Below are 23,166 nucleotides of genomic sequence, written 5' to 3' on the forward strand. Positions count from 1 at the left end.
TCCGCCCGACATCACGACCCTGGGCCACCGGCAGCGCCGGTGGCCCAGGATTTGATGAACTTCCCCGGGTGTCACGCGCCGCCCGGAGGGGTTGTCGTTCGCTCAGCCGGCGGCGGCCTTCAGCGCGTCACCGAGCGCGTTGGCCTCGTCGGGAGTCATCTCGACGACGAGCCGGCCACCACCCTCCAGCGGAACCCGCATGACGATGCCCCGGCCCTCCTTGGTGACTTCCAGCGGACCGTCGCCCGTCCGCGGCTTCATCGCCGCCATCTCGTCTCCCCTCAGACCTTCACCAGGGTCGGTGGGTTGCCCCACATCCTTCTCGCCAGCATCACCGCGCTCAAGGCCCGCGGTGCCGACCAACGATTTTCCCTGATGAACACCGCCGGACCCAAACCGAACCAGCACTGATGTAACAGCATCTAGCTTATCTTGAGAAGGGGTGTCACAATGTGCGGTCATGCAGGCACGGTCGGCACTCTTCGACCTGTATGGGGACTACCTCCGGTCCCGGGGCGGTCGCGCGCCCGTCTCCGCCCTGGTCAAACTACTCTCCCCGCTCGGTATCGCCGCGCCCGCGGTCCGTACCGCGGTCTCCCGGATGGTCCGGCAGGGCTGGCTGCACCCGCTCCGACTCGCCTCCGGACCGGGTTATCTGCTGACCCCGAGAGCCGCCCGCCGGCTGGACGAGGCCGCCGCACGGATCTACCGGACCACCAAGATCGGCTGGGACGGCCGGTTCGACCTGATCGTCCTGGACGCACCGGTCAACCGCCGCGACCGACAACGACTCGCCGCCCACCTCGCCTACCTCGGCTACGGCCGGCTCGACGAGCAGACCTGGGTCGCCACCCGGGCCGGCGAGGACGTTGACGGCCTGCTCACCGAGGCCGGAGTCCGGTACGAGCGGTTCACCGCCGCACACGCGGCCGGCACCCCCGGCGCGATGGCGGTGGTCCGCCGGGCCTGGAACCTCGACGAGATCGCGAACGCCTACCAGCAGTTCGTCGCCCGGCAGCGCCCGCTGCTCGCCGCGGTGACGGTACGCAGCGGCGACCAGGAGGCGTACGCCGCCCGGTTCCGGCTCGTGCACGCATGGCGTACCTTCCTCTTCCGGGACCCGCAACTGCCCCCCGCCCTGCTCCCCGAGCGGTGGCCGGGGACCAGCGCGGCGGCGTTTTTCGACCGGCACGCCGCCCGGCTCCGCCCCGCCGCCGACCGGTACGTCGAGCAGTGCCTCGACGGCGCCAACCGGGTCGTCCGACAGAAGGGTGCACGTAGGTGACCGACTCGCTGCTCGTCGACCGCTCCGACGCCGTGGTGACCCTGACGCTCAACCGCCCGGAGGCGATGAACGCGCTGGACGTCCCGCTGAAGGAGGCGCTGCGTGACACCCTCGCAGAGCTGGAGCACGACCGGTCCTGCCGGGCGGTGGTGCTCGCCGGCGCCGGTACGGCCTTCTGCGCCGGCCAGGACCTGCGGGAACACGCCTCGACGCTGGAGGCGGGCAGCGCCGACCCGCTGGACACCGTACGGATCCACTACAACTCGATCGCGGCCCGGCTGGCCAGCCTCCCCAAGCCGGTGATCGCGGCGGTACGCGGGATGGCCGCCGGAGCCGGCGCCTCGCTGGCCTTCCTCGCCGACTTCCGGATCGGCGGACCGCAGACCAGCTTCCTGCTCGCCTTCGCCAAGGTCGGGCTGGCCGCCGACACCGGAGCCTCCTGGTCGCTGCCCCGGCTCGTCGGCCACGCCAAGGCGGTCGAGCTGCTGATGCTCGCCGAGCCGGTACCGGCCGACGAGGCACACCGGCTCGGTCTGCTGACCCGGCTGGTCGACGACGAGCAGGTGCTCGACACCGCTCAGGAGCTGGCCGCCCGACTCGCCGCCGGCCCGACGGTGGCGTACGGGGCGATCAAGCGTCAGCTCTCCATCGGCGACGCCGGCACCCTCTCCGAAGCGCTGGCCGCGGAGGCCACCGCGCAGACGATCTGTGGCGGGACGGCCGATCACCGGGCCGCCACCGCCGCGTTCGTGGCGAAGCGCCGGCCGACCTTCGAGGGGCGGTAGCCGGAGCCGACTGTCGGCTATCCGACAATCGGCCGGGCGGGGTCAGTCGTGACCGGACCCGGCCCGGCTCAGTCGTCCTCCTCCGGGTCCTGGTTCGCCTCGACCCCGAGCACGTACGCCCGCATCGCGAGTTCGTCGTCGGCCGGCGACACGAAGGTGGGCAGTTCCCGGGGGCCCAGCTCCTGCAGGTACGACCAGAAGACCCGAACCGCCTCCGCCGACGAGGCCGCCTCGATCGGCATGTGCAGGCTGACCAGCCAGTCCCGTCGTACCGGGGTTGGCCCGACCCGCCCGGCCAGTTCGCGGTAGAGCGCCGGGTCGACGGGGGTGACCGGGCCGTCGAGAGTGAGCCGGTCGGCCGGCACCGGCGCGTCGAAGACCTGCCGGGTGTACGTCACCGCGAGCACGCCCGTCTCCACCGGGCCCGCCTGCGGATCGTCCGGGTCACGGTCAACGGCGCCGGTGGTACCGGCCACCCGGCCGAGCGCGACCACCAGTGGCGGCTGCTCGTCGCGAACCACCAGCACGGGGTCACCGGGACCGGGGCGGGGACCACCGTTGCGGCCGGTCAGCTCCAGGGTGTCGTGGTGGAAGAGCCGCTCGGTCTCGTACCGCTCGCCGGGGATGACCACCGCCCAGGCCCCGACACTCCGCCCGCTCACACCAGCTCCCTGCTCCGCACGCTCATCCTGTCATCCCATCACGGCGACGGCCGGCGGCTTCACGTGGCAGCCGTCGAGATGGTCGTCGACCATCCCGGTCGCCTGCATCAACGCGTACGCGGTGGTCGGGCCGACGAACCGGAAACCCCGCTTCTTGAGCGCCCGCGCCATCGCGGTCGACTCGGGGGTGACGGCAGGCACCTCGGCGGCCGACCGGGGCCGGGACCGCCGGGTGGTGGGCGCGAAGGACCAGAGCAGGGTCGCCAGCCCGTCCGGCAGGTCCAGGGCGGCCCGGGCGTTGAGGATCGCCGCCTCGATCTTGGCCCGGTTCCGGACGATGCCGGCGTCGGAGAGCAGCCGGGTCACGTCCGACTCGCCGTATCCGGCGACGGTCGCCAGGTCGAAGTTGGCGAAGGCGGCCCGGAACGCCGGCCGCTTGCGGAGGATGGTCAGCCAGGAGAGCCCCGACTGGAACGCCTCCAGGGTCAGCCGTTCGTAGAGTGCGTCGTCGCCGTGCAGCGGCCGACCCCACTCCTCGTCGTGGTAGGTCGCGTAGTCCGGGGTGCTCGCGCCCCACCGGCAGCGGCCCAGGCCGTCCGCGCCGATCACCAGATCCGTCACGTGCTCAACGGTAACCAGCCGGCCACCCGGCCGCCGGTCACGGCTGCCGGTGGCGCTGTCGCCGGCCCTCCTCCGCCGCCGGTCATGGCAGTCGGCGGTCCGCACCACCCGCCGCCGGTCATGGCAGTCGGCGGTCCGCACCACCCGCCGCCGGTCATGGCAGTCGGCCACGCTCCACCAGGCGGGCGAACCGCTTCAGCGCCTGGGTGAGGCCGACCTTCGACCCCGGCCAGAGCACCGGCCAGGCGATCCGGCCGGCGGGACCGCCCGGCAGGTGGAACCACTCGTGCCAGACCACCTGGGTACGGTCCCGGTCCATCTGGGTGCAGCGCAGCACCCCCGGCCCCCGCAGCAGCCGACCGCAGTGCACCACCCGCACCTCGTACGGCGGGTCGTGTCGGACAACCCGCATCTCGTCGCGCAGCACCGCCGGACCGACGGTGGTGACCGCCTCGACCAGGCTGCCCTCGCCACCGTCACCCTCGACCAGGCGGACCCGGGTGAACGGAATCCACTCACCCTGCCGTTCCCACGCGGTCAACGCGGCGAAGACCCGGGCGGCCGGGGCGGCGACGATGACGGTGGCGGTGACCTCGCCGGCGCCGGGCTGGGCCGCCGCGCCGCAGTCGTCACCGCCTCCGGCGTCAGGATCTCCGGTCTCCGGCCCGGTACGGTCTCCGGCGCTCACGTCCGCTCCGGACGACCCACCGCTCCGCCCGCCTCCGTCGGTCGGCCGTCCTCCGCCGCTGCCGTCGTCTTCGCCGCTGCCGTCGTTGCCGTCGTCTCTGCCGCGTCGGCTGCTCCCGCCGGCGGCTTTTCCTCCACCGGTTCAGCCGTTCCGTCCGGCGCCGTCGCCGTGGATGCCGACGTCTCCGCCGCTCCAGTCGGCTCCGCCGCCGTCGTCGTCGCCGTGCCAGACGTCCCGGTCGATCCGGGCCTCTCCGGCGCTCCCGGGACGATCCGTCGGGTCGGCCCGGCCAGGTCACCGTCCTCGGCTTCGATCACCGAGCCACCGGCCCGCACCGGCCGGGTCGGCTGCGACGGGTCATCGGCCGCGGTTCCGGCCTCGGGCGCCCCCACGGGGCGGGTCGGCCCGGCCAGTTCGTCGTCCGCCCGGCTGTCCCCGGGGCGGTTGTCGCCGGCATCGCCGGCCTCCCCGGCTGTCGGCCCGCCCGGCTGTTCGCCCCGGCCGGTCGACTCGGGCCTGCCGTACAGCGCGGCCGCGTCGACCGGACCGTTCGACGCGGGAGCGGTCGAACCTGGCGCGGTCGACACCGGAGCGGCCGCCGGGGGCACACCGGGTCCGCCGCCCGGACCGGCCGGCAACACGACCGGGCCGGAATCCGTCAGGACGTCGGTGGCGACGCCCCCACCGGCCGGCACGAGTGCCGCCTCCCGGGCCCGCCGCAGCGTGTCGGCCTCGCTGATCCGCCCCGCCCGCAGTGCGTCGACCTCGGCCTGCAGAACGCCGATCAACTCGTCCTTGTAGCCGATGTCGTACGCCGCCCGGCGCAGCGCCTGGTCAACCTGGCCCATCCGGTATCCGCGCAGCGCCGTGTCGAAGCGCACCCCGCCGACGTCGGACTCCTGCAGTGGCCGGTTCCCGGGCAGCGGCACCGCCCGGCCGTCCGGTTCCGCGTCGGCGAGTCCCGGGTCGGAACCGGTCACCAGCACCGTCACACCGAAGACCACCGCCGCGACGGTCAACGCCACGACCAAGAGGAGCAGTACCTGACCCATCCGCCGATCGTGGCATGACTGCGCGGCGTGGGCGACCCCGCCACCCCGCCGATTCTTCGACAGCCGTCACCGTTCGGGTCGGCGCCCACCCGGCCGCGCCGCCCAACCGCCGTACGACCAGCACCGCGGACTACCGTCACCAGGGCAGCGGAGCGACCTGTGGGAGTGGTGGATGGCGGACACGCTCAGGCTCGGCCGACGCGGTTTCGGACCCGGGGACCTCGTCGTGATGGCGATCGTGAACCGTACCCCCGACTCGTTCTTCGATCGCGGCGCGACGTACGCGGCGGACAACGCGCTGCGCGCCGTCGAGCGGGCGGTCACCGAGGGCGCGGAGATCATCGACATCGGCGGGGTCAAGGCCGGTCCCGGCGACGAGGTCGACGTGGCCGAGGAGATCCGCCGTACGGTGGAGATCATCGCCGCCGTCCGGGCCGCCTTCCCCGACGTGGTCATCTCGATCGACACCTGGCGGGCCCCGGTCGCGGTCGAGGCGGTGGCCGCCGGCGCGGACCTGCTCAACGACACCTGGTCGGGCGCGGACCCGGCACTCGCCGAGGTCGCCGCCGCCACCGGCGTCGGGCTGGTCTGCTCGCACGCCGGCGGGTTGGCCCCCCGGACCCGCCCACACCGGGCGGCCTTCGACGACGTGGTCGACGACGTGGTCGGGACGGTGACCGGGCTCGCCGACCGCGCGGTCCGGCTCGGGGTACGCCCCGACGGCATCCTGATCGACCCCGCGCACGACTTCGGCAAGAACACCCGGCACTCGCTGGAGGTCACCCGGCGGCTGGGCGAACTGGCCGGAACCGGCTGGCCGGTGCTGGTGGCGCTCTCCAACAAGGATTTCATCGGGGAGACGCTCGACCTGCCGGTCGGGGAACGGCTGGAGGGGACCCTGGCCGCCACCGCCGTCTCCGCCTGGCTCGGGGCGCGGGTCTTCCGGGCCCACCAGGTCCGGCCGACCCGGCGGGTGCTGGACATGGTCGCCTCGATCCGGGGCGACCGGCCGCCGACGGTGACCCGCCGCGGTCTCGCCTGACCGTCCCGACGCGGCGTGCGGCACGGCTGGGGCCGGGTGACCCGCCGCGGTCTCGCCTGACCGTCCCGACGCGGCGTGCGGCACGGCTGGGGCCGGGTGACCCGCGACGGGATCAAGCCTGACCGCCCAGAGCGGGGCACCCGGCCCCAGCCCTCGGCCCGACCACGACGGACCCCCGACCACGACGGACCCGCGCCCAAGACGGACCGGCTCAGCGGGTCCAGCGGAGGATGTTCCTGCGCCAGGCGTAGAGGATGCCGAGGGCGAGTACGCCGACGAAGACCGCCATCTCGACCACGGTCGTGACACCGAACCCGGGCCGGTCGAACACCACCGCCCACGGGAAGAGGAACACCGCCTCGACCGCGAAGAGCACGTAGAGGTAGGCGTAGACGTAGTAGCGGATCTGCATCTGCGCCCAGTCGCTGCCGACCGGGTCGAGGCCGCACTCGTAACTGGCCCGTTTCCCGGGCGGGTCGGCGGGTCGGGCCGGGCGGAGCAGCCGGTTGGCGGAGAACGCCCCGACGAAGACCAGCACGCTGGCGAGCAGCAGCAGCCCGAGCGTCGCGTACGACCCCAGGTATCCGGCCATGTCGGTAGCCTACCGGCCGGTCTGGACCCGGCACCGCCTCGCCGCCGCCTTCTGTCCGGTTTCCGCCTGACAGATTCGCGCGTCACGAGTTCGGTGATCTGGATTACCACGCGACATTCCGGGAGGGACGAATGCGTGCCAATGCCCCCACGACCTCATCCCAACCGCCGGACCTTGGGTCAGGATGAGGTAACGATCGACGTAGGCTCAGGTGGTAGGACTGGAGCGGGCCCGGCCCCCACCACCGTCAACCCGCGACCGGCGCTCAAGGAGGACATGTGACCGAGCAAGGCGAGGTCACCCCGGAGCTCAGCCCGCCCGACCGGGCCGAGCGAAGCGAGGTGCGACAGTGAGCAAGCAGGTCCGGCAACTGGACCGGGTCGTCATCCGGTTCGCCGGTGACTCCGGCGACGGTATGCAGCTCACCGGGGACCGATTCACGTCGGAGACCGCCCAGTTGGGCAACGACATCTCCACGCTGCCCAACTTCCCCGCCGAGATCCGCGCCCCTGCCGGCACCCTGCCCGGGGTGTCGAGCTTCCAGGTGCATTTCGCGGACTACGACATCCTCACCCCGGGCGACGCGCCGAACGTGCTGGTCGCGATGAACCCGGCCGCGCTCAAGGCCAACCTGGCCGACCTGCCGCGCGGCGCCGACATCATCGTCAACACCGACGAGTTCACCCGGCGCAACCTGGCCAAGGTCGGCTACCAGGTCAGCCCGCTGGACGACGGTTCGCTGGACGGCTACGCGCTGCACCCGGTCGCGTTGACCTCGATGACCGTACGGGCCCTCGCCGAGTACGACGTCTCGAAGAAGGACGCCGAGCGGGCCAAGAACATGTTCGCGCTCGGTCTGCTCTCCTGGATGTACTCCCGGCCGTACGAGTCGACGATCCGCTTCCTGGAGCGCAAGTTCGCGACCCGGCCGGAGCTGGTCGCGGCGAACACCGCCGCCTTCAAGGCCGGCTGGAACTTCGGCGAGACGACCGAGGACTTCGCGGTCCGGTACGAGGTCAAGCCGGCCAAGATGCCGCCGGGAACGTACCGCAACATCACCGGCAACGCGGCACTGTCACTCGGTCTCGTCGCCGCCGGGGTCCGGTCCGGGCTGCCGGTCTTCCTCGGCGCGTACCCGATCACCCCGGCCTCGGACATCCTGCACGAGCTGAGCAAGCACAAGCGGTTCGGCGTCACCACGGTGCAGGCCGAGGACGAGATCGCGGCGATCGGCGCGGCACTCGGCGCGTCGTACGGCGGGGCGCTCGGGGTGACCACCACCTCGGGTCCCGGTGTGGCGCTGAAGGGCGAGACGATCTCGCTGGCGGTGGCGCTGGAGCTGCCGCTGGTCATCGTCGACGTGCAGCGGGCCGGACCGTCCACCGGCATGCCGACCAAGACCGAGCAGGCCGACCTGAACATGGCCCTGTTCGGCCGGCACGGCGAGGCGCCGGTCGCGGTGATCGCGCCCCGGTCGCCGTCCGACTGCTTCTACGCCGCCCTGGAGGCGGCCCGGATCGCGCTGACCCATCGCACGCCGGTGATCCTGCTGTCGGACAACTACGTGGCCAACGGCTCCGAGCCGTGGCTGCTGCCGGACGTCGACTCCCTGCCCGACCTGCGGGTGGAGTTCGCCAGCGCGCCGAACGGCGAGGACGGCACGACGTTCCTGCCGTACCTGCGGGACCCGGAGACGTTGGCCCGGCCGTGGGCGATCCCGGGCACCCCGGGGCTGGAGCACCGGATCGGCGGTCTGGAGAAGGCCGACAAGACCGGCGACATCTCGTACGACCCGGCGAACCACGACTTCATGGTCCGGACCCGGGCGGCCCGGATCGAGGCGGTCCAGGTGCCGGACGTCGAGGTGGAGGACCCGGACGGCGACGCCCGGGTGCTGGTCCTCGGCTGGGGTTCGACGTACGGGCCGATCGGCGCGGCCTGCCGTGGGTTGCGGCAGCGCGGGCTGCCGGTGGCCCAGGCGCACCTGCGGCACCTGGCGCCGCTGCCGGCCAACCTCGGCGAGGTGCTGGCCCGCTACGAGCGGGTGGTGATCCCCGAGATGAACCTCGGCCAGCTCGCCCACGTGGTCCGGGCCCGTTACCTGGTCGACGCGATCAGCTACAACCAGGTCCGGGGGCTGCCGTTCACCGCCACCGAGCTGGAGACCATGCTGGAAGAGGTCGTGAAGAATGCCTGAGCCCGTCGCCGTCAAGCTCACCGCGAAGGACTTCAAGTCCGACCAGGAGGTGCGCTGGTGCCCCGGCTGTGGCGACTACGCGATCCTGGCCGCGGTGCAGTCGTTCATGCCCGAGCTGCAGATCCCCCGGGAGCGGATCGTCTTCGTCTCCGGCATCGGCTGCTCGTCGCGGTTCCCGTACTACATGAACACGTACGGGCTGCACTCGATCCACGGGCGGGCGCCGGCGATCGCGACCGGGCTGTCGGTCTCCCGGCCGGACCTGTCGGTCTGGGTGGTGACCGGTGACGGTGACGCGCTGTCGATCGGCGGCAACCACCTGATCCACGCCCTGCGCCGCAACGTCAACCTGAAGATCCTGCTCTTCAACAACCGGATCTACGGGCTGACCAAGGGGCAGTACTCGCCCACCTCCGAGGTCGGCAAGATCACCAAGTCGACGCCGGTCGGTTCGGCGGACTCGCCGTTCAACCCGCTGTCGCTGGCGCTGGGCGCGGAGGCGAGCTTCGTGGCCCGCACCATCGACTCGGACCGCAAGCACCTGCAGTCGGTGCTGCGGGCCGCCGCCGAGCACCAGGGTTCGGCGTTCGTGGAGATCTACCAGAACTGCAACATCTTCAACGACGGTGCCTTCGACGAGCTGAAGGAGCCGGCGACCCGGGACGACTACCTGATCCGGCTGGAGCACGGCCAGCCGATCACGTTCGGCGCGGAGGGGCAGTTCTGCGTGGTGCACCCGCCAGGCGGCTTCGGCCTGGAGGTACGCCGTACCGCGGACGTACCGGCCGGGGAGATCGTGGTGCACGACGCGACGGTGGCCGAGCCGGCGTACGCGTTCGCGCTGTCCCGGCTACCGGGCTTCGCGCTGCGCAACACCCCGATCGGGATCTTCCGGAACGTCGACCGCCCCACCTACGACAGCGTGGTGCAGGGGCAGTTGGAGTCGGCCCGGGCGGAGGCCACCGGCACGCCGGAGGAACAGCTCGCCGGGCTGCTCAGCAGTGGTGACACCTGGACGATCCTGTAGTCCGGTGCCCATCTGTTCGCACGCCGTCGGCCGGCCCGTCACCTCTGGTGGCGCGCCGGCCGTCGCCGGGTCCGGGCACGCCGGCGACCGGCGCGCCGTGGACGTGCGGGGAGCGGACCGTGTCTGGAGCGACGGACCCGGCCGGCGGACCGGTCTGACCGGCGCCCGGGAGCGCTAGGTGTCGCCGCGTTCCGAGCGGACCAACCGCGAGCTGCGCCGGACGTCGCAGGAACGGATCCTGGCCGCCGCGTTGGAGGTCTTCGCCGAACAGGGCTACGAGAACGCGACGATCTCGCAGATCACCGAGCGGGCGGCGGTGTCCCGCGGCCTGATCTCCTACTACTTCGCCACCAAGCGGGAGCTGTTGCGGGCGATCCTCGGCCGGTGGCTGGACGGCATGCTGACCATGCTGGACGACCAGTCCGTGGACGTCCCGCCGGACGACCTGTTGGCGACCGTCATCGACCGTGCGCTGCTCGGGGCGAGCCACCAGCTCGGCACCCAGCGACTGGTGCTCTGTCTGATGCTGCAGCCCGGTACCCGGCCGGTGTACGCCCAGGTGGAGCGGGACCGGGCGGAGGCGGTGCGGGCGTTCGAGGACCGGCTCCGGGAGATCTTCGCGGCCCGGGGGGCAGTCGATCCGGCGGTGGAGGAGGCGCTGCTGCGCAGTCTCCTCGAAGGGGTGCTGTTCAAACTCGCGGTGTACGAGCAGAGCTATCCGCTGGCGGCGGTCCGCTCCCGGCTCTACGCCCTGTACGACCTCGGTACGCCTGCCCCGCTGCCGCTGCCGGCGGACGTCTTCGAACGCGACGGCCGGCTGCGCGCACCGCTGGACTGAGCCGCGCGGCCGGCCGCGACGGCACCGGCGACACCCATTGACACCACCTGATCTTGCTTCCTACGCTGGTGGCTCGTGTACTGGATGGCCGTCCAGTCAATGGTTCTTCCAAGGGGAGGACAGAACCGTCATGCCAAGAAGATGGGGCGTACCCCGTCCGTCAGCGGACACCGCCCGACTACCTGCGCCAACCGCCCGGTCCCGCCGAGCCCGCGCCGCCGTTTTGGCGGTCGCGGCCGGCCTGGTCGGCACGCTTGTCGTCGCCGCGCCCGGGCTCGCCATACCGCCGACACCGGACGTGCCGATCGGCGAGGAACCACCGCCGCCACCGCCCACCCGACCAGCTCTGATACCGGCCCCCGGCACGCTGGAAAAGCTGGCCGAACTCGCCGAGCCGATGGCCTGTCGGAGTGACAACGGGCCGGTCGCGCCCTGGCAGGGCACCGCCGGGGTGACACCGCAGCCACAGCAACGGGTGGTCCGGATCGTCATCGTCGGCGACTCGTACATGTCCGGCGAGGGCGCTGGTGACTACCTGAACAAGCGGGGCATAATTCCGCCGCCGTACGTCCGCGGGCCCGTCAACGCCGCACCGTTGCCGGCGCCCGGCTACACCCAGGAGGACTACGACGCGGACTGGCGGCACCGCTCCCGGCACGCCGCCGCCCTGCTCGCGATCGACGAACTGCGCAAGGCGAACCCGGACGTGGTCTTCGACGTCGTCTTCAACGCCTCCTCCGGTGCGGAGACCAAGCACTTCTGGACCGCGCAGTCGGACGAGGGCCGCAACAACCCACCGCAGAACGCCGGCATCAACAACCAGACGAACCTGGTGGTCGTCGGGATGGGCGGCAACGACGCCGGCTTCGGTCCGCTGGTCGACTACGCCCTGCGTAACAACAACCAGGCCGGCCTGCAGAGCCTGGCGACCCAACGGACGGCGTTGCTGAACCCGCGGGCCGACGACGTCGAGTGGGCCGACGCCAACTCGGCCCAGCCGGCCAGCCTGGTCTCCCGCTACATCAAGATGGTCCGGGCCATCCACGCCCAGGGTCCGAACACCCGGGTCATGATGGTCACCTACCCGCAGGGGCTGACCCGCAGGGACGTCGCCGACGGGGTCATGGGCATGTTGCTCGCGGGCTACGAGTACGAGGTGCTGGTCAAGCTCGCCCCGCAGATCTCGGACGCGATCCGCCGGGCCCAGCAGATCCTGACCAGCAAGGGCGTCCAGGTCGACCTGCTCGACATCCGCAACGCGTTCGCCGGACACACGCTCGGCACCGACGACCCCTGGGTCAACGGGCTGGTCTGGCAGACGGGGAACGGATCGCTGTTCAACCGGTTCCAGCAGACGGCGCATCCGAACCGCCGGGGCACCCAGGCGCTCTCCGCGCACTACGCCAAGATGATCGCGACCGAACTCGGCGTACGGCCGCCGTCGGCCGGGGCCCGCCCCAACGGCGGCGTGACCCAACCCTGCCTGCCGGGCCTGCCGCCGCCGTCGACCGGTGGCAGTGGCGGCGGCGGCACCGGCAGTGGTGGCGGCGGTGGAAGCCCCGGAACCCCGCCCGGCGGCGGTACCCCGCCCGGCGGGAACTACCCGGACGCAACGCCGCCCGGCGGCGATCCGGACGACGGCGACTCCGGGGACAACGGCTGGGGTGACCTCGACCCGATCGCCCCGACCGACCCGCAGGACCCGTACATCCCGGACGGGCTGGAGGGGCCCTTCCCAACCCTCCCCACCAACCCCGACTACGGGGAGGGGAACGGCGGTGAGCCCCCGATGGACGCACCGCTGCCGGACGCGAACGTCAACTACGGGCCCGGCTGGCGGAACTGAGTGTGTCGAGGCGGTGTCCGGCTCCGGCCGGGCGCCGCCTCCCGCTCTCCGGACACCGTCCGGCCGCCGCGCCGGTGCGACCCGTCCGGTACGTACCGCGCCGGCTCAGCGGTTCTGGTCGCCGTTGCCGTTGCGGACCCGGTCGTCGCGGACGTACACCAGCATGTCGCCCGTCTCGATCGCGGTCGCCGCCTGGTCGGCGAGCGACACCACCTTGCCGCGCCGGACCAGCGCGATGACCAGCGCGTCGAGTTGCCGTGGTGAGGCACCGACCTCGTCCCGGGTGGCCGAGCGCATGGCCAGCGCCATGCCCTGGCCGGGGGTCAGCAGGTCCTCCACCACGTCGATCAGTGGTGGGGCCGAGGTGGAGACGCCGAGCAGTCGTCCGGCGGTCGCCGAGGAGACGATGACGTGGTGGGCGCCGCTCTGCCGCAGCAGTGGCGCGTTCTCCGCCTCCCGGGCGGCCGCGATGATCCGGACCTGACCGGCGGTGAGCTGCCGTACGGTGAGGGTCACCAGGACGGAGACCTCGTCGCTGTCGGTCGCGATGATGACCGACTTGGCGCCCCTGACGTGTGCCTCGTTGAGCACCGCGGACCGGGTGGCGTTCCCCTCGACCACGACCAACCCGGCCGAGGTGGCCTGCCGGACCGCCGCCGGGTTGCGCTCGACGACGATGATCCGCTGCTTGTCGAAACCGGTCTCGAGCAGGGCGGAGATGGCGCTGCGGCCCTTGGTGCCGTAGCCGCAGATAATGACGTGGTCCTTCACGGTCCTCCTCCACCGCGTCAAGCGGAGGTTGGTGCGGTACTGCTCGGTCAGGACTTCCAGCGTGGTGCCGACCAGGATGATCAGGAAGAGCACCCGGGCCGGGGTGACCACGAGTACGTTGATCAGCCGGGCGTTCTGGGTCACCGGGGTGATGTCGCCGTAGCCGGTGGTGGAGAGCGACACCACGGTGTAGTAGAAGCAGTCGAGGAGGTTGAGCTCGTCCTCGTTGACGTCGCGGTAGCCGTCCCGGTCGAGGTAGACCACGGCGACGATGAGCAGCACGAGGCCGATCGCCGCGAACAGCCGCCGGCTCAACGCCCGCAGTGGTCCCTGGGAGATGGCGGGAAAATGGATCACTCGCTACCCCGCCTCATCGCGCCCCCCGCCCGCACGCCCACAACATAGCCCGGATCATCCCACCGATCGGGCGGTCGGACCGGACCGGGGCGACGCTTCGTGGTGCGGCTTTCGCCGGTTGCGGTGCATCGGCGGCAAATTTTGCTTAGATGGATTGCGCTGGGTGCCGCCGGATATGCAGGCTGTCACCGCAGATGCGGCCACCCCGCGATCGACCCTCCCGACACCCGCCCGTCTCCCCCGCTCGCCTGGAGGTGCCGTGACGACGCTGCCCGCCGTTCCCGACCTGGCCCCGGGAACCGTACTCGAGTTGCGTGAAGAGGACTGGCGGTACGGCGCCCGCCCGTTGCGGCTGCGGGTCGGGGAGGTCCGACACGACCTCTCGCACTACTACCAGGACGAGTGGATCTGGCTCGTCGGCGAGGATCTCGACGAGAGCGGTACGCCACGGGGGCGGATCGAGGCACTGGTGAAGGTCACCGCGCTGGCGGCCCACGTCGGTTAGGACGTCCGGCCTCCCGTCGGTCGGGGACGTCGACAGGCGTCGACCGCTTGACGGCGCGCCAGGGGTGTGAAAATTTCCTCCCAACGGATCTGTGGTGTTGGCAGTAACCGCCGACACCCGGGTCGCCGTGCCCCCACACCCCCGAGACGGATCCCACCGAAGGGACCACCGCATGAAGCCACATCGGCTCCGTGCCGGGCTGGCGATAGCGCTGCTCGGTACCCTCGCCACCGGCTCCCCCGCGAACGCGTCCCCGGCCGCCAGCCGGACCCCCACCCCCGCCACCGCCGGTCACACCGCATCCGCCGGTCACACCGCATCCGCCCCCGGCACCACGACGACCGTCGGTGCCGGCGGCTGCCCAACGAACCCGGCCACCCCCAAGCGCCAGTTCCGGGCGATGTGGATCGCCAGCGTGGTCAACATCGACTGGCCGACGAAGGCGTCGCACAGCGCGCCGGACCGGATCGCGGCACAGAAGGCGGAGTACGCCGGCTGGCTCGACCTGGCCCAGCGACTCCACCACAACGCGGTGGTGGTGCAGGTCCGCCCGACCGCCGACGCCTTCTGGCCGTCGCCGTACGAGCCGTGGTCGGAGTACCTGACCGGGGTACGCGGCCAGGATCCCGGCTGGGATCCGCTCGGCTACCTGGTGGACGAGGCGCACAAACGGAACCTGGAGTTCCACGCCTGGTTCAACCCGTACCGGATCTCCATGCCGGACGGGGCCGGCGCCGACGTCGACAAGCTGGCCCCCGGGCACCCGGTCCGCGAACACCCGGACTGGGCGGTCGCCTACCCGGTCAACGCCGCCGGCTCCCGGCTCTATTACAACCCGGGCATTCCCGAGGTACGCCGGTTCGTGCAGAACGCGATGATGGACGCGGTCACCCGGTACGACATCGACGGGGTGCACTTCGACGACTACTTCTACCCGTACCCGGCGGCCGGGCAGGACTTCGCCGACCAGGCCACCTTCGAGACGTACGGGGCCGGCTTCGCCAGCAGGGCCGACTGGCGGCGGCACAACATCGACCTGCTCGTCCGGGAGATGGGTCAGCGGATCAAGGCCGCCAAGCCGTGGGTGAAGTTCGGGGTGAGCCCGTTCGGCATCTGGCGCAACCGGGCCGCCGACCCGCTCGGCTCGGAGACCAACGGCACCCAGTCGTACGACGCCAACTTCGCCGACACCCGCAGGTGGGTGAAGGAGGAGTGGATCGACTACATCGTGCCGCAGGTCTACTGGAACATCGGGCTGGCCGTGGCCGACTACGCCAAGCTCGTCCCGTGGTGGGCCGACGTGGTGGCCGGCACCGACGTACAGCTCTACATCGGACAGGCCGACTACAAGATCGGCGACCCGGCCCAACCGGCGGCGTGGCAGGACCCGGCGGAGATGTCCCGGCACCTGACCCTGAACCGGGAGCACCCGGAGGTGGCCGGAAACGTGCACTTCAGCGCGGTTCAGGTCCGGGCCGACCGGCTCGGCGCCACCACCCGCTACGCCGCCGACCACTACTCCCGGCCGGCGCTGGTGCCGACCATGCCGCACCTGCGGGCCAAGCCGCTGATGTTCCCGGTGCCGACCGGGGCGACGCGGCAGCCAGACGGGGTCGAACTGCGCTGGCGGCAGCCCGTCGACGGGATCGGGCCGTTCGGTACGGCCGCCTCGTACGCGGTCTACCGGTTCGACGGGCTCAGTCTGCCCGGCGAGTGCGGTTTCGCCGACGCCGGTCACCTGATCGGCACGGTCCGGGCCACCGACGGCGCGGTGCGGTCGTACCTGGACCAGACGGCGGAGCCGGGCCGGCGCTACAGCTACTACGTGACCGCGGTGGACCGGTTGGGCAACGAGAGCCCGCCCAGCCCGCCGCAGTTCGTGCTCCGCTGACCCGGTCCCCCCGACCGGCAGCAGACCCGGGGATCTCCCCGACGGCCGGTCCACGCGTCCGCCCTCCCGGCGGTACGCGGGACCGTCGTCGGGGAGATCCCCGGCGTCGACACCGGCCGCAGCCCGAAAGCGTTGTCCGTCAACCCATCTTCTGACCAACATATTGCCTGCTAGGGTTGACACATGTCCGCCGTCGACCCCTGCGACCTGCCGGCCGACCGCAGTCGCGGGTCCCACTTCGGCTGGTCGCTCGGCATGGTGCTGCGCCGCTGGACGGAGTACGTCGAGGAGACGCTGAAGGACCTGCCGCACGGCAGCCGGGGCTACCACATCCTCGCCGTGGTCGTACACGAGGAGGTGCCGACCCAGGGTGCCCTGGCGTCCCGCCTGGCGATCGACCGCAGTGTGCTCACGTACGTGATCGACGACCTGGAGAACGCCGGGCTGATCGAGCGGCGGTTGGATCCGCGCGACCGGCGCGCCCGGCGGATCGTCGCCACCGAACGGGGGCGGCAGGTGCTCGCCGACGCCGAGCGGCGGGTCGCGCACGCCGAGGACCTCGTCCTGGGCGGGCTGCCCGCAGAGCAGCGGGCCGCCTTCCGCGAGTCCGCCGAGCGGGCCGCGGAGGCGATCCATGCCGCCGCCCCCGGCACCGACCCCTGTGTCGCGGTGCAGGACGTCCTCTCCGCGACGGACCAGCCGAGGCGCTAGCCCCGACCCGGTCGGCCGCCCGCGCAGCTCCGCGCCCGGGGCCGGGGCCTGCTCAGCCGTTGGTCTCCTTCCCGGTCCGTTGAGCGTCGAGGGCCGGCGGGACGGGGAAGTTGCGGTTGAAAACGTTGTCCGGGTCGTACGTGGCCTTGACCGCCCGCAGCCGACTCAGGGTGGGCTCCGGGAAGGCGTCCAGCAGCCGCTCCGGTGCGGTGTCGGCCTCGAAGCTGAGGTACATGCCGTCGAGGTAGGGGTACAGCTCCGCCCAGTGCTTGTCGAGTTGCCGGCGGCGGTCCGGGACGGTGGCGGCGAGCACCGAGAAGTTCTGCTCCCGGTGCGGGTACGCGGTGGCGTCGCGGGCGACGTCGTTCACCGCGCCGCCGACGGAGCGAAACTGCATGATCATCACATCGCCGGACCGGATCATGGTGGCCATCACATCGGCCGCCTCCGGGGTGATGTGGTGCAACAGGCCGCTGTGGCTGTCCACCAGCCCCTGGCCCCGGTGCTGGTTGCCGGGCGGCGCCACGATCGCCGGGTACGGCACCAGTTGGGCCTGCTGGTCGAGGACCGGCCCGATCTCCAGGAACGGGCTCAACGCCGACTGCGCCGCCTCGACGTCGTCACCGGCGTAGACCAGGGTGACCTGGGCCATCGGCGGGTTGCCCCGTCGGTTCGGGAACAGGGAGAGGAAGCTGGTGATCTCCCTCGGTGCCTGCTCGACCAGCCGGCCCCAGCGGTGGAGCAGGCCGGCGGTGTCGGTCGCGTCGACGACAAGCTGGGCGTGGACGACGTCACCGACCTCGTACGCCTCCAGTTCCAGGGCGGTGACCACCCCGACGTTGCCGCCGGCGCCCCGGACCGCCCAGAACAGGTCGGGGTGGTGGCGCTCGTCGACCCGGAGCAGCCGGCCGTCCGCGGTGACGATCTCGGCGGCGACGACGTGGTCGATGGTCAGGCCGTACCGACGGACCAGGTAGCCGATGCCGGCGGTGGTGGCGAGACCACCGACACCCACGTCGCCGTAGTCGCCGGAGCTCATCGCCAGGCCGTACGGGGCGAGCGCCCGGGCGACGTGGCCCCAGCGGGCACCCGGCTCCAGGCGGATCCGACGGGTGGCCTGGTCGAGCACCTCGACCCTGTCCATCCGGGACAGGTCGATGACGATTCCGCCGTCGTTCGTGGACCGGCCGCTGATGCCGTGCCCGCCGCTGCGTACCGAGAGCGGGACGTCCTGGGTCCGGGCGTAGGTCACCGCGTCGACCACCTCGGCGGCGTCGCGTGGCCGGATCACCAGGGCCGGTGATCCCGACCAGCTGTAGGAGTGCCGCACCTGTTCGTACTCCCGGTCGCCGGGCTCGACGGAGCCGGCCGCCAGCGACGCGGGCAGGGCGTCGTAGTCGACGCCGGATCGACGCTCGGCCAGGGCGACGGCCGACCGGACCGGGCCGGTCGTGGTCTCGCTCTGCCGACGCTCCCGGGCGACGGCCTCCCGCAGCGCGGGGGCGATCTCCTGTCCGAAGGTCTGGATGAGGCGTGGGTCGTCGCGACCGATCAGGAAGGCGCTGAAGCCCTCCTCGAGGACCAGCGGGAGGAGCTGGTCGACCCACTGCCCGGGCGGACCCTGCAGGAAGCCGCGGTCATCGGCCGACACGTCGACCTGGAACAGGTTGAGCAGTCGGCGGATCTGTCGCGGGTCGCGGCCGGCCTCGACCGCCGCCTCGTCGATGAGCCGGTTGGCGGTGACCCGGTCCGGCGACCGCAGATACTCCAGGGTCGGCAGCCAGCCGTCCGCCTCCTGACCGGTCAGGGCCAACATCCGGGGCTGGTACGCGCCGAGCCAGATGTTGATGTCGTGTGCCGGCGCCGGGCCACGTCGCATGCCCGGGACCGGGTAGTACGGCCCCTCCCGGCGCAGCGGTCCCGAGGCGGTCTCGTCCCAGACGCCGCGCAGGATGCCGATCGCCTCGCGCAGCGCCGCGACGCCCTGCCCCGCGGTCAGTCGACGTCCACCCATGCCCTCGACCCCGTCCCAGAACGCGCCGGCGCCGAGCCCGAGCTCGAACCGGCCGTGGGAGAGCCGGTCCAGGCTCGCCGCGGCCCGGGCCAGCACGGCCGGCGGGCGCAGTGGCAGGTTCAGCACGTTCGCGGAGACCCGCAGCCGCTCCGTACGGGCGGCGACCCAGCTCAGCAGCGTCCAGGTGTCGAGGAACCCGGAGTTGTACGGATGGTCCTGGAAGGTGGCGAGGTCCAGGCCCGCCGCCTCGGTCAGTTCAGCCAACGCCACCACCCGGTCGGGGTCGTGGGCGTCCGGCGTGAGGAATGTCCCGAACAGGAGCTCGTGGCCGTAATCGGGCATTTCTTGCACTCCACCTCGTGATCGTTGATCGAACAGTAAGTCTAGTTAGCAGAACTTTTGTAGGCCAACATATCTTCCCGCCGATCCACGGCGCCCGACGACGGCCATCGGCATCCCGGAGATTTCGCCTGTTTTCACGCCAGTCAACGAAAATAAAGGTCGGGTAGAGATCGCCGGGCGACGATTCCCCGAGACTGTTGCCACCTGGATCACCTGACCGGTGACAGCTCCGTCCCCCGCTCCAGGCACCCCCACGAGGGCTGCCCCTGCACCCGGAGGTACCCCCATGCCCCGTCGCCTGCTCACCACCCTGGCGGCCAGCGCGATCGCCGTACTCGCGGTGGTCGGCGTCTCCACACCCGCCGCCGCCGTCACCCAACAGCAGAAGCTCTCCGTCCTGTCCAGCTGGACCCAGACCAGCGCCAGCAGCTACAACGCCTGGAACGCGGCCCGCACCAACCAGGCACCCTGGGCCGAGTACGCCTTCAACTGGACCACCGACTACTGCTCGTCGAGCCCGGACAACCCCCTCGGCTTCACCTTCGAACTCTCCTGCTACCGGCACGACTTCGGCTACCGCAACTACAAGGCGATGAGCCAGTTCGAGGCCAACAAGAACCGGCTGGACGACGCCTTCTACGAGGACCTGAAGCGGGTCTGCGCGACGTACAACTCGTTCGTCCGACCGGCCTGCCTCGCCCTGGCCTGGACCTACTACCAGGCGGTCCGGCAGTTCGGCTCGGTGGTCATCAGCCAGGCGGACCTGGACCGGGCCGCGAAGCTCAAGGCCGACGGCGAGCGCCGGGCCGCGGCGGCGGCCGCCGCCCGCTGATCCGGCGCACACCCCACGCCCACCACGAAGCACCTCCGGCTCGGGGTCGACGTCGTCCGGCGTCGACCCCGAGCCGCCTGCCGGCGACGGAGACCGTCCAGCGGTCAGTGGACGAGATGGGTCAACCGGGGTGCCCCGGTCGCGGAACCGACCGTCCTACACCTCGTCGTCGACGCTCTCCCGGGGACGGAGCCGCTGTCGGGGCGGATCGACGGCGGAGAACCGGGTCGAGTTGGCGGAGAGATCCGGGTGCTCGACCTCCAGGGCGATCGCCGCCGCCTCCTCCAGGGACAGGTCGGCCCCGGCCGCGTACGCGGCGTCGAACGCCGCGTCCCCCATGATCGACCGCAGCGCGGCCTGCTCCTGCAGCCAGTACGCCCCGAAGGTGCCCGGCCCGCAGTGCATCACCGACCGGGTCAACTGGGCGGCGCCGAACAACCGGGCCGCGGCACGGTGTTCCCCGCCCCCGGCACAGCGGACCGCGATCGCGTTGACCGTGTCGCAGGCCCGCGCCAGATAGCCGTAGCTCATCCGGGACCGCAACGCGACCACCAGGTGGTCGTGCGCGGCGACCAGGTCACCCCGGGCCAACGCCACCATGCCGAGCAGCATGTCGACCTGACGTTTGCCGCGCTCGGTCGGCTGGGCCGCCTCGATCGGCCGGGCCGCCCCGAGCAGTTCGGCCGCCTCGTCCAGGGCCCGCCGACGCCAGAGCAGCTCGGCCAGGCTGTAGACGGCGAGCAGCGCGTCGCCGGGCACCCCCTCCGCCTCGGCCTGCGCGATCACCTCCCGGCAGACCCGTTCGGCCTCGGCGAGCTGCCCCATGTCGATCAGCGGGGCGGCCCGGCCGGCGAGTACCCGGACCAGCAGGCCGGCGTCGCCGGCCTGCCGGGCGGCCGACTCGGCCCGCTGGGAGAACCGCAGCTCCTCGGCGAACTCACCGTCCGCGCCGGCATGCTGCGAGTGCATGTGGTACGCCGCCGCCAGCTCCGCCTCCGGGAGCTGCTCACCGGTCTCGGCGATCCGGCCGTAGAGCCGGAACAGCCAGAGCCGACCCTCCCGGGCCAGCCCGCGTTCCCGCCACCACTCGTCCAGCCCACTGGCCAGTTGCAGCCCCTGCCCGGCGCTGCCGCCGGTGACCGTCCAGCGCAGTGCGGCCCGCAACTCGTCCGCGAGCGGGTCGAGCGCGTACAGCGAGAGGGTCACCGGTCGCTCGTCCGGGCCGAGGTACGCCCGCTGCAACGCGTGCAGCGACCACTCGACGTGCCGGTCCCGGGCGGTCTGCTCCTCCCCCGCGTCGACCAGCCGACGGGCGGCGTACGCCCGGATCGGGTCCAGCATCCGGTAGGTGCTGCCGGAGACGTTCGGCTCCGCCTGGATCATCGACTTGTCGACCAGGACCGAGAGCGGGTCGAGCGGGTCGTCGTCGAGCAGCCACTCCACGGTGGCCAGGTCGACCGGTCCGGCGAAGACCGCCAGCCACCGCAGCAGCCGGGCCGCCCGGGGCCCGAGCGTCCGGTACGACCAGGTGACCGTCGCCTGCATCGTGACGTGCCGCTGGGTCGCCGTACGCTGCGCGGCGCGGGCCGCCGCCGGTGGCGCGGCGCCGAGGGCGGCGGCGGCCAGGTCCACGGTGTCCGCCTGGTTGGCGACCCAGCGGCCGTTGCCGGCCGGTACCGCCTCCACGTCGTCCCGCCCGGCGTCCAGCGCCCCGAGTACGTCGTCCAGCCGTTCGGCGAGCTGGCTGGCGCTCAGCACCCGCAGTCGGGCGGCGGCGAGTTCGATCGCCAGCGGCAGGCCGTCCAGCCGGGTGACCACCCGTTGCAGGTCGGCCGACTCGGCGGGGCCGGCCCGCCGACCGCCCCGGGCCGCCGTGGTCCGGTCGAGCAGCAGGGTGACCGCCTCACTCGGGCCGCCGCCGGGGGCCGGGTCGACCGAGAGCGGCGGGATCCGCCAGACGACCTCGCCGGGCAGCCCCAGCGACTCGCGGCTGGTGGCGAGGACGCGTACCCCGCTGCCGCCGGCGAGCAGCCGTGAGATCACCTCGGCGCAGGCGCTGGGCTGGGCGTCGCAGGTGTCCAGAACGACCAGCATCCGTCGGGAGGCGGCGAACTCGACCAGGGTCTCCAGCATCGGCCGACCCGGTTCGGGGCGCAGCCCGAGCACGGCGGCGACCGCGAACGCGACCAGGCCCGGGTCGGTGACCGTGGCGATGTCGACGAACCAGACCCCGTCCGGGTGGGACTCGACCACGCCGGCGGCCAGTTCGACGGCGAGCCGGGTCTTGCCGGCGCCGCCCGCCCCGACCACGGTGACCAGCCGGTGGTCGCTGATCAGCCGGTCCAGTTCGGCCCGTTCCGCCTTCCGGCCGACAAACGAGGTGACCTGGGTCGGCAGGTTGTGCGGGATCGCGTCGGCGGTACGCGGGCGGGGGAACTGCCGTTCCAGCCCGGGGGCGACCAGTTGGAAGAGCCGCTCCCGGTCGTCGAAGCCCCGCAGCCGGTGCAGCCCGAGGTCGAGCAGGGAGGCGCCGGGCGGCAGCGGTGCGGCGTGCCGGGCGGTCGCTCCGGAGCAGAGCACCTGGCCGCCGTGGGCGGCGGCGGCGATCCGGGCCGCCCGGTGCACCTCGGCGCTGGCGTACTCACCGGCGAGAGGTTCGGCGTGTCCGGTGTGCAGTCCCATCCGTACCCGGGGGGTGGCCTCCGGGGTCGGCCAGTCGTGGCTGTTCAGGGCACGTTGGGCGGCGAGCGAGGCGTCGAGGGCGGCCGAGGCGTCGGCGAAGGCGACAAAAAACGAGTCGCCCTCGGTGAACAGTTCGGTCCCGTCGCTGGCCGCCAGCGTCGCCCGGAGCAGACGCCGGTGCTCGCTGAGCACGGGGCGATAGCCGGCGCCGAGCATCTGGGCCAGCCGGGTGGAGCCCTCGATGTCGGTGAACATGAACGTCACCAGCCCACTCGGCAGGTGGATCCGTGCTGACATGCCTGGAACCTCCCGCCCCCTGGAAGTCGCGTTCATGCTTCCGCATATTTACGCCTCGGCCCATCGTAGGAACGGACGGGCGACGCCGTACCAAGGTGCCAACCGCCAACTGCGCCACGAAACCGACAT

At 72.2% G+C, this 23,166-nt stretch carries 19 protein-coding genes and 1 pseudogene; 11 read left to right on the forward strand and 9 right to left on the reverse strand.

Annotated features, from left to right (window positions below; genetic code table 11):
• Window positions 1–102 precede the first annotated feature (102 nt).
• Complete coding sequence (locus ABGB05_RS04135; protein ID WP_007455245.1) at window positions 103–270, reverse strand: DUF3117 domain-containing protein; 168 nt, start codon at window positions 268–270, stop codon at window positions 103–105.
• A gap of 190 nt (window positions 271–460) precedes the next feature.
• Between ABGB05_RS04135 and ABGB05_RS04140 the strand changes: the two genes are divergently transcribed.
• Window positions 461–1,285 carry a PaaX family transcriptional regulator C-terminal domain-containing protein gene (locus ABGB05_RS04140; RefSeq protein WP_347651784.1) on the forward strand — a complete coding sequence of 275 codons (825 nt, stop codon included), beginning with the start codon at window positions 461–463 and terminating at the stop codon, window positions 1,283–1,285.
• The gene (locus ABGB05_RS04145; RefSeq protein ID WP_347651785.1) at window positions 1,282–2,070 is read left to right on the forward strand and encodes an enoyl-CoA hydratase-related protein; all 789 of its coding nucleotides are present in this window, start codon (window positions 1,282–1,284) and stop codon (window positions 2,068–2,070) included. Before ABGB05_RS04140 ends, ABGB05_RS04145 begins: the two co-directional genes overlap by 4 nt.
• Before the next feature lie 68 nt (window positions 2,071–2,138).
• Here the strand turns inward: ABGB05_RS04145 and ABGB05_RS04150 are convergent, their stop codons facing one another.
• The 4 genes and pseudogenes from ABGB05_RS04150 to ABGB05_RS04165 form a co-directional block, all read right to left on the reverse strand.
• Window positions 2,139–2,732, reverse strand: a complete 594-nt coding sequence (locus ABGB05_RS04150; protein WP_347651786.1) for a hypothetical protein — start codon at window positions 2,730–2,732, stop codon at window positions 2,139–2,141.
• A gap of 30 nt (window positions 2,733–2,762) precedes the next feature.
• Window positions 2,763–3,353, reverse strand: coding sequence for a DNA-3-methyladenine glycosylase I (locus ABGB05_RS04155; RefSeq protein WP_347651787.1), 591 nt, complete (start codon window positions 3,351–3,353; stop codon window positions 2,763–2,765).
• Between the two features lie 154 nt (window positions 3,354–3,507).
• Complete coding sequence (locus ABGB05_RS04160) at window positions 3,508–4,041, reverse strand: SRPBCC family protein (protein ID WP_347651788.1); 534 nt, start codon at window positions 4,039–4,041, stop codon at window positions 3,508–3,510.
• Window positions 4,042–4,745: 704 nt separating this feature from the next.
• Window positions 4,746–5,093, reverse strand: a pseudogene (locus ABGB05_RS04165) (DivIVA domain-containing protein); the annotation flags it as partial.
• 172 nt (window positions 5,094–5,265) lie between these two features.
• On the opposite strand from ABGB05_RS04165, the gene folP reads away from it, so the two are divergent.
• Window positions 5,266–6,135, forward strand: coding sequence for a dihydropteroate synthase (folP, locus tag ABGB05_RS04170; RefSeq protein WP_347651789.1), 870 nt, complete (start codon window positions 5,266–5,268; stop codon window positions 6,133–6,135).
• A 211-nt stretch (window positions 6,136–6,346) separates the two neighbouring features.
• On the opposite strand, the gene ABGB05_RS04175 is transcribed toward folP, so the two are convergent.
• Window positions 6,347–6,727, reverse strand: coding sequence for an NADH-quinone oxidoreductase subunit A (locus ABGB05_RS04175; RefSeq protein WP_347651790.1), 381 nt, complete (start codon window positions 6,725–6,727; stop codon window positions 6,347–6,349).
• A 349-nt stretch (window positions 6,728–7,076) separates the two neighbouring features.
• Between ABGB05_RS04175 and ABGB05_RS04180 the strand changes: the two genes are divergently transcribed.
• The 4 genes from ABGB05_RS04180 to ABGB05_RS04195 all read left to right on the forward strand — a co-directional run bounded on the left by ABGB05_RS04180 (window position 7,077) and on the right by ABGB05_RS04195 (window position 12,635).
• On the forward strand, window positions 7,077–8,924 hold the full coding sequence (locus tag ABGB05_RS04180) for a 2-oxoacid:acceptor oxidoreductase subunit alpha (protein WP_347651791.1): 1,848 nt from the start codon (window positions 7,077–7,079) through the stop codon (window positions 8,922–8,924).
• The gene (locus ABGB05_RS04185) at window positions 8,917–9,951 is read left to right on the forward strand and encodes a 2-oxoacid:ferredoxin oxidoreductase subunit beta (RefSeq protein ID WP_347651792.1); all 1,035 of its coding nucleotides are present in this window, start codon (window positions 8,917–8,919) and stop codon (window positions 9,949–9,951) included. The genes ABGB05_RS04180 and ABGB05_RS04185 overlap by 8 nt, the downstream gene beginning before the upstream one ends.
• A 178-nt stretch (window positions 9,952–10,129) precedes the next feature.
• Complete coding sequence (locus ABGB05_RS04190) at window positions 10,130–10,789, forward strand: helix-turn-helix domain-containing protein (protein ID WP_347651793.1); 660 nt, start codon at window positions 10,130–10,132, stop codon at window positions 10,787–10,789.
• Window positions 10,790–10,919: 130 nt separating this feature from the next.
• Window positions 10,920–12,635 (forward strand): hypothetical protein, encoded by a 1,716-nt coding sequence (locus ABGB05_RS04195; RefSeq protein WP_347651794.1) that lies wholly within the window; start codon window positions 10,920–10,922, stop codon window positions 12,633–12,635.
• Between the two features lie 105 nt (window positions 12,636–12,740).
• Here the strand turns inward: ABGB05_RS04195 and ABGB05_RS04200 are convergent, their stop codons facing one another.
• A complete protein-coding gene (locus ABGB05_RS04200) occupies window positions 12,741–13,763 on the reverse strand; it encodes a potassium channel family protein (protein WP_347651795.1) in 1,023 nt (340 codons plus the stop codon).
• A 259-nt stretch (window positions 13,764–14,022) separates the two neighbouring features.
• Here ABGB05_RS04200 and ABGB05_RS04205 point away from each other — a divergent pair, with 259 nt between their 5' ends.
• The 3 genes from ABGB05_RS04205 to ABGB05_RS04215 all read left to right on the forward strand — a co-directional run bounded on the left by ABGB05_RS04205 (window position 14,023) and on the right by ABGB05_RS04215 (window position 16,870).
• Window positions 14,023–14,268: a hypothetical protein gene (locus ABGB05_RS04205; protein WP_347651796.1), complete on the forward strand. Its 246-nt coding sequence runs from the start codon at window positions 14,023–14,025 to the stop codon at window positions 14,266–14,268.
• Window positions 14,269–14,440: 172 nt separating this feature from the next.
• Window positions 14,441–16,159 (forward strand): family 10 glycosylhydrolase, encoded by a 1,719-nt coding sequence (locus ABGB05_RS04210; protein ID WP_347651797.1) that lies wholly within the window; start codon window positions 14,441–14,443, stop codon window positions 16,157–16,159.
• Between the two features lie 183 nt (window positions 16,160–16,342).
• On the forward strand, window positions 16,343–16,870 hold the full coding sequence (locus ABGB05_RS04215; RefSeq protein ID WP_347651798.1) for a MarR family transcriptional regulator: 528 nt from the start codon (window positions 16,343–16,345) through the stop codon (window positions 16,868–16,870).
• Window positions 16,871–16,922: 52 nt separating this feature from the next.
• On the opposite strand, the gene ABGB05_RS04220 is transcribed toward ABGB05_RS04215, so the two are convergent.
• Complete coding sequence (locus ABGB05_RS04220; RefSeq protein WP_347651799.1) at window positions 16,923–19,226, reverse strand: LLM class flavin-dependent oxidoreductase; 2,304 nt, start codon at window positions 19,224–19,226, stop codon at window positions 16,923–16,925.
• A 286-nt stretch (window positions 19,227–19,512) separates the two neighbouring features.
• Between ABGB05_RS04220 and ABGB05_RS04225 the strand changes: the two genes are divergently transcribed.
• Window positions 19,513–20,058 (forward strand): phospholipase, encoded by a 546-nt coding sequence (locus ABGB05_RS04225; protein ID WP_347651800.1) that lies wholly within the window; start codon window positions 19,513–19,515, stop codon window positions 20,056–20,058.
• Window positions 20,059–20,214: 156 nt separating this feature from the next.
• Here the strand turns inward: ABGB05_RS04225 and ABGB05_RS04230 are convergent, their stop codons facing one another.
• Window positions 20,215–23,037 carry an adenylate/guanylate cyclase domain-containing protein gene (locus tag ABGB05_RS04230; RefSeq protein ID WP_347651801.1) on the reverse strand — a complete coding sequence of 941 codons (2,823 nt, stop codon included), beginning with the start codon at window positions 23,035–23,037 and terminating at the stop codon, window positions 20,215–20,217.
• Between the last annotated feature and the right edge of the window lie 129 nt (window positions 23,038–23,166).

Origin of the sequence: Plantactinospora sp. B5E13 (genome assembly GCF_039871775.1) — a bacterium.
Classification (GTDB): domain Bacteria; phylum Actinomycetota; class Actinomycetes; order Mycobacteriales; family Micromonosporaceae; genus Plantactinospora.

Coding starts and splice junctions, on each gene's coding strand:
- ABGB05_RS04135 (WP_007455245.1), bottom strand. CDS start 270: ATGGCGGCGATGAAGCCGCGGACGGGCGACGGTCCGCTGGAAGTCACC.
- ABGB05_RS04140 (WP_347651784.1), top strand. CDS start 461: ATGCAGGCACGGTCGGCACTCTTCGACCTGTATGGGGACTACCTCCGG.
- folP (WP_347651789.1), top strand. CDS start 5,266: ATGGCGGACACGCTCAGGCTCGGCCGACGCGGTTTCGGACCCGGGGAC.
- ABGB05_RS04175 (WP_347651790.1), bottom strand. CDS start 6,727: ATGGCCGGATACCTGGGGTCGTACGCGACGCTCGGGCTGCTGCTGCTC.
- ABGB05_RS04185 (WP_347651792.1), top strand. CDS start 8,917: ATGCCTGAGCCCGTCGCCGTCAAGCTCACCGCGAAGGACTTCAAGTCC.
- ABGB05_RS04195 (WP_347651794.1), top strand. CDS start 10,920: ATGCCAAGAAGATGGGGCGTACCCCGTCCGTCAGCGGACACCGCCCGA.
- ABGB05_RS04210 (WP_347651797.1), top strand. CDS start 14,441: ATGAAGCCACATCGGCTCCGTGCCGGGCTGGCGATAGCGCTGCTCGGT.
- ABGB05_RS04215 (WP_347651798.1), top strand. CDS start 16,343: ATGTCCGCCGTCGACCCCTGCGACCTGCCGGCCGACCGCAGTCGCGGG.
- ABGB05_RS04220 (WP_347651799.1), bottom strand. CDS start 19,226: ATGCCCGATTACGGCCACGAGCTCCTGTTCGGGACATTCCTCACGCCG.
- ABGB05_RS04225 (WP_347651800.1), top strand. CDS start 19,513: ATGCCCCGTCGCCTGCTCACCACCCTGGCGGCCAGCGCGATCGCCGTA.
- ABGB05_RS04230 (WP_347651801.1), bottom strand. CDS start 23,037: ATGTCAGCACGGATCCACCTGCCGAGTGGGCTGGTGACGTTCATGTTC.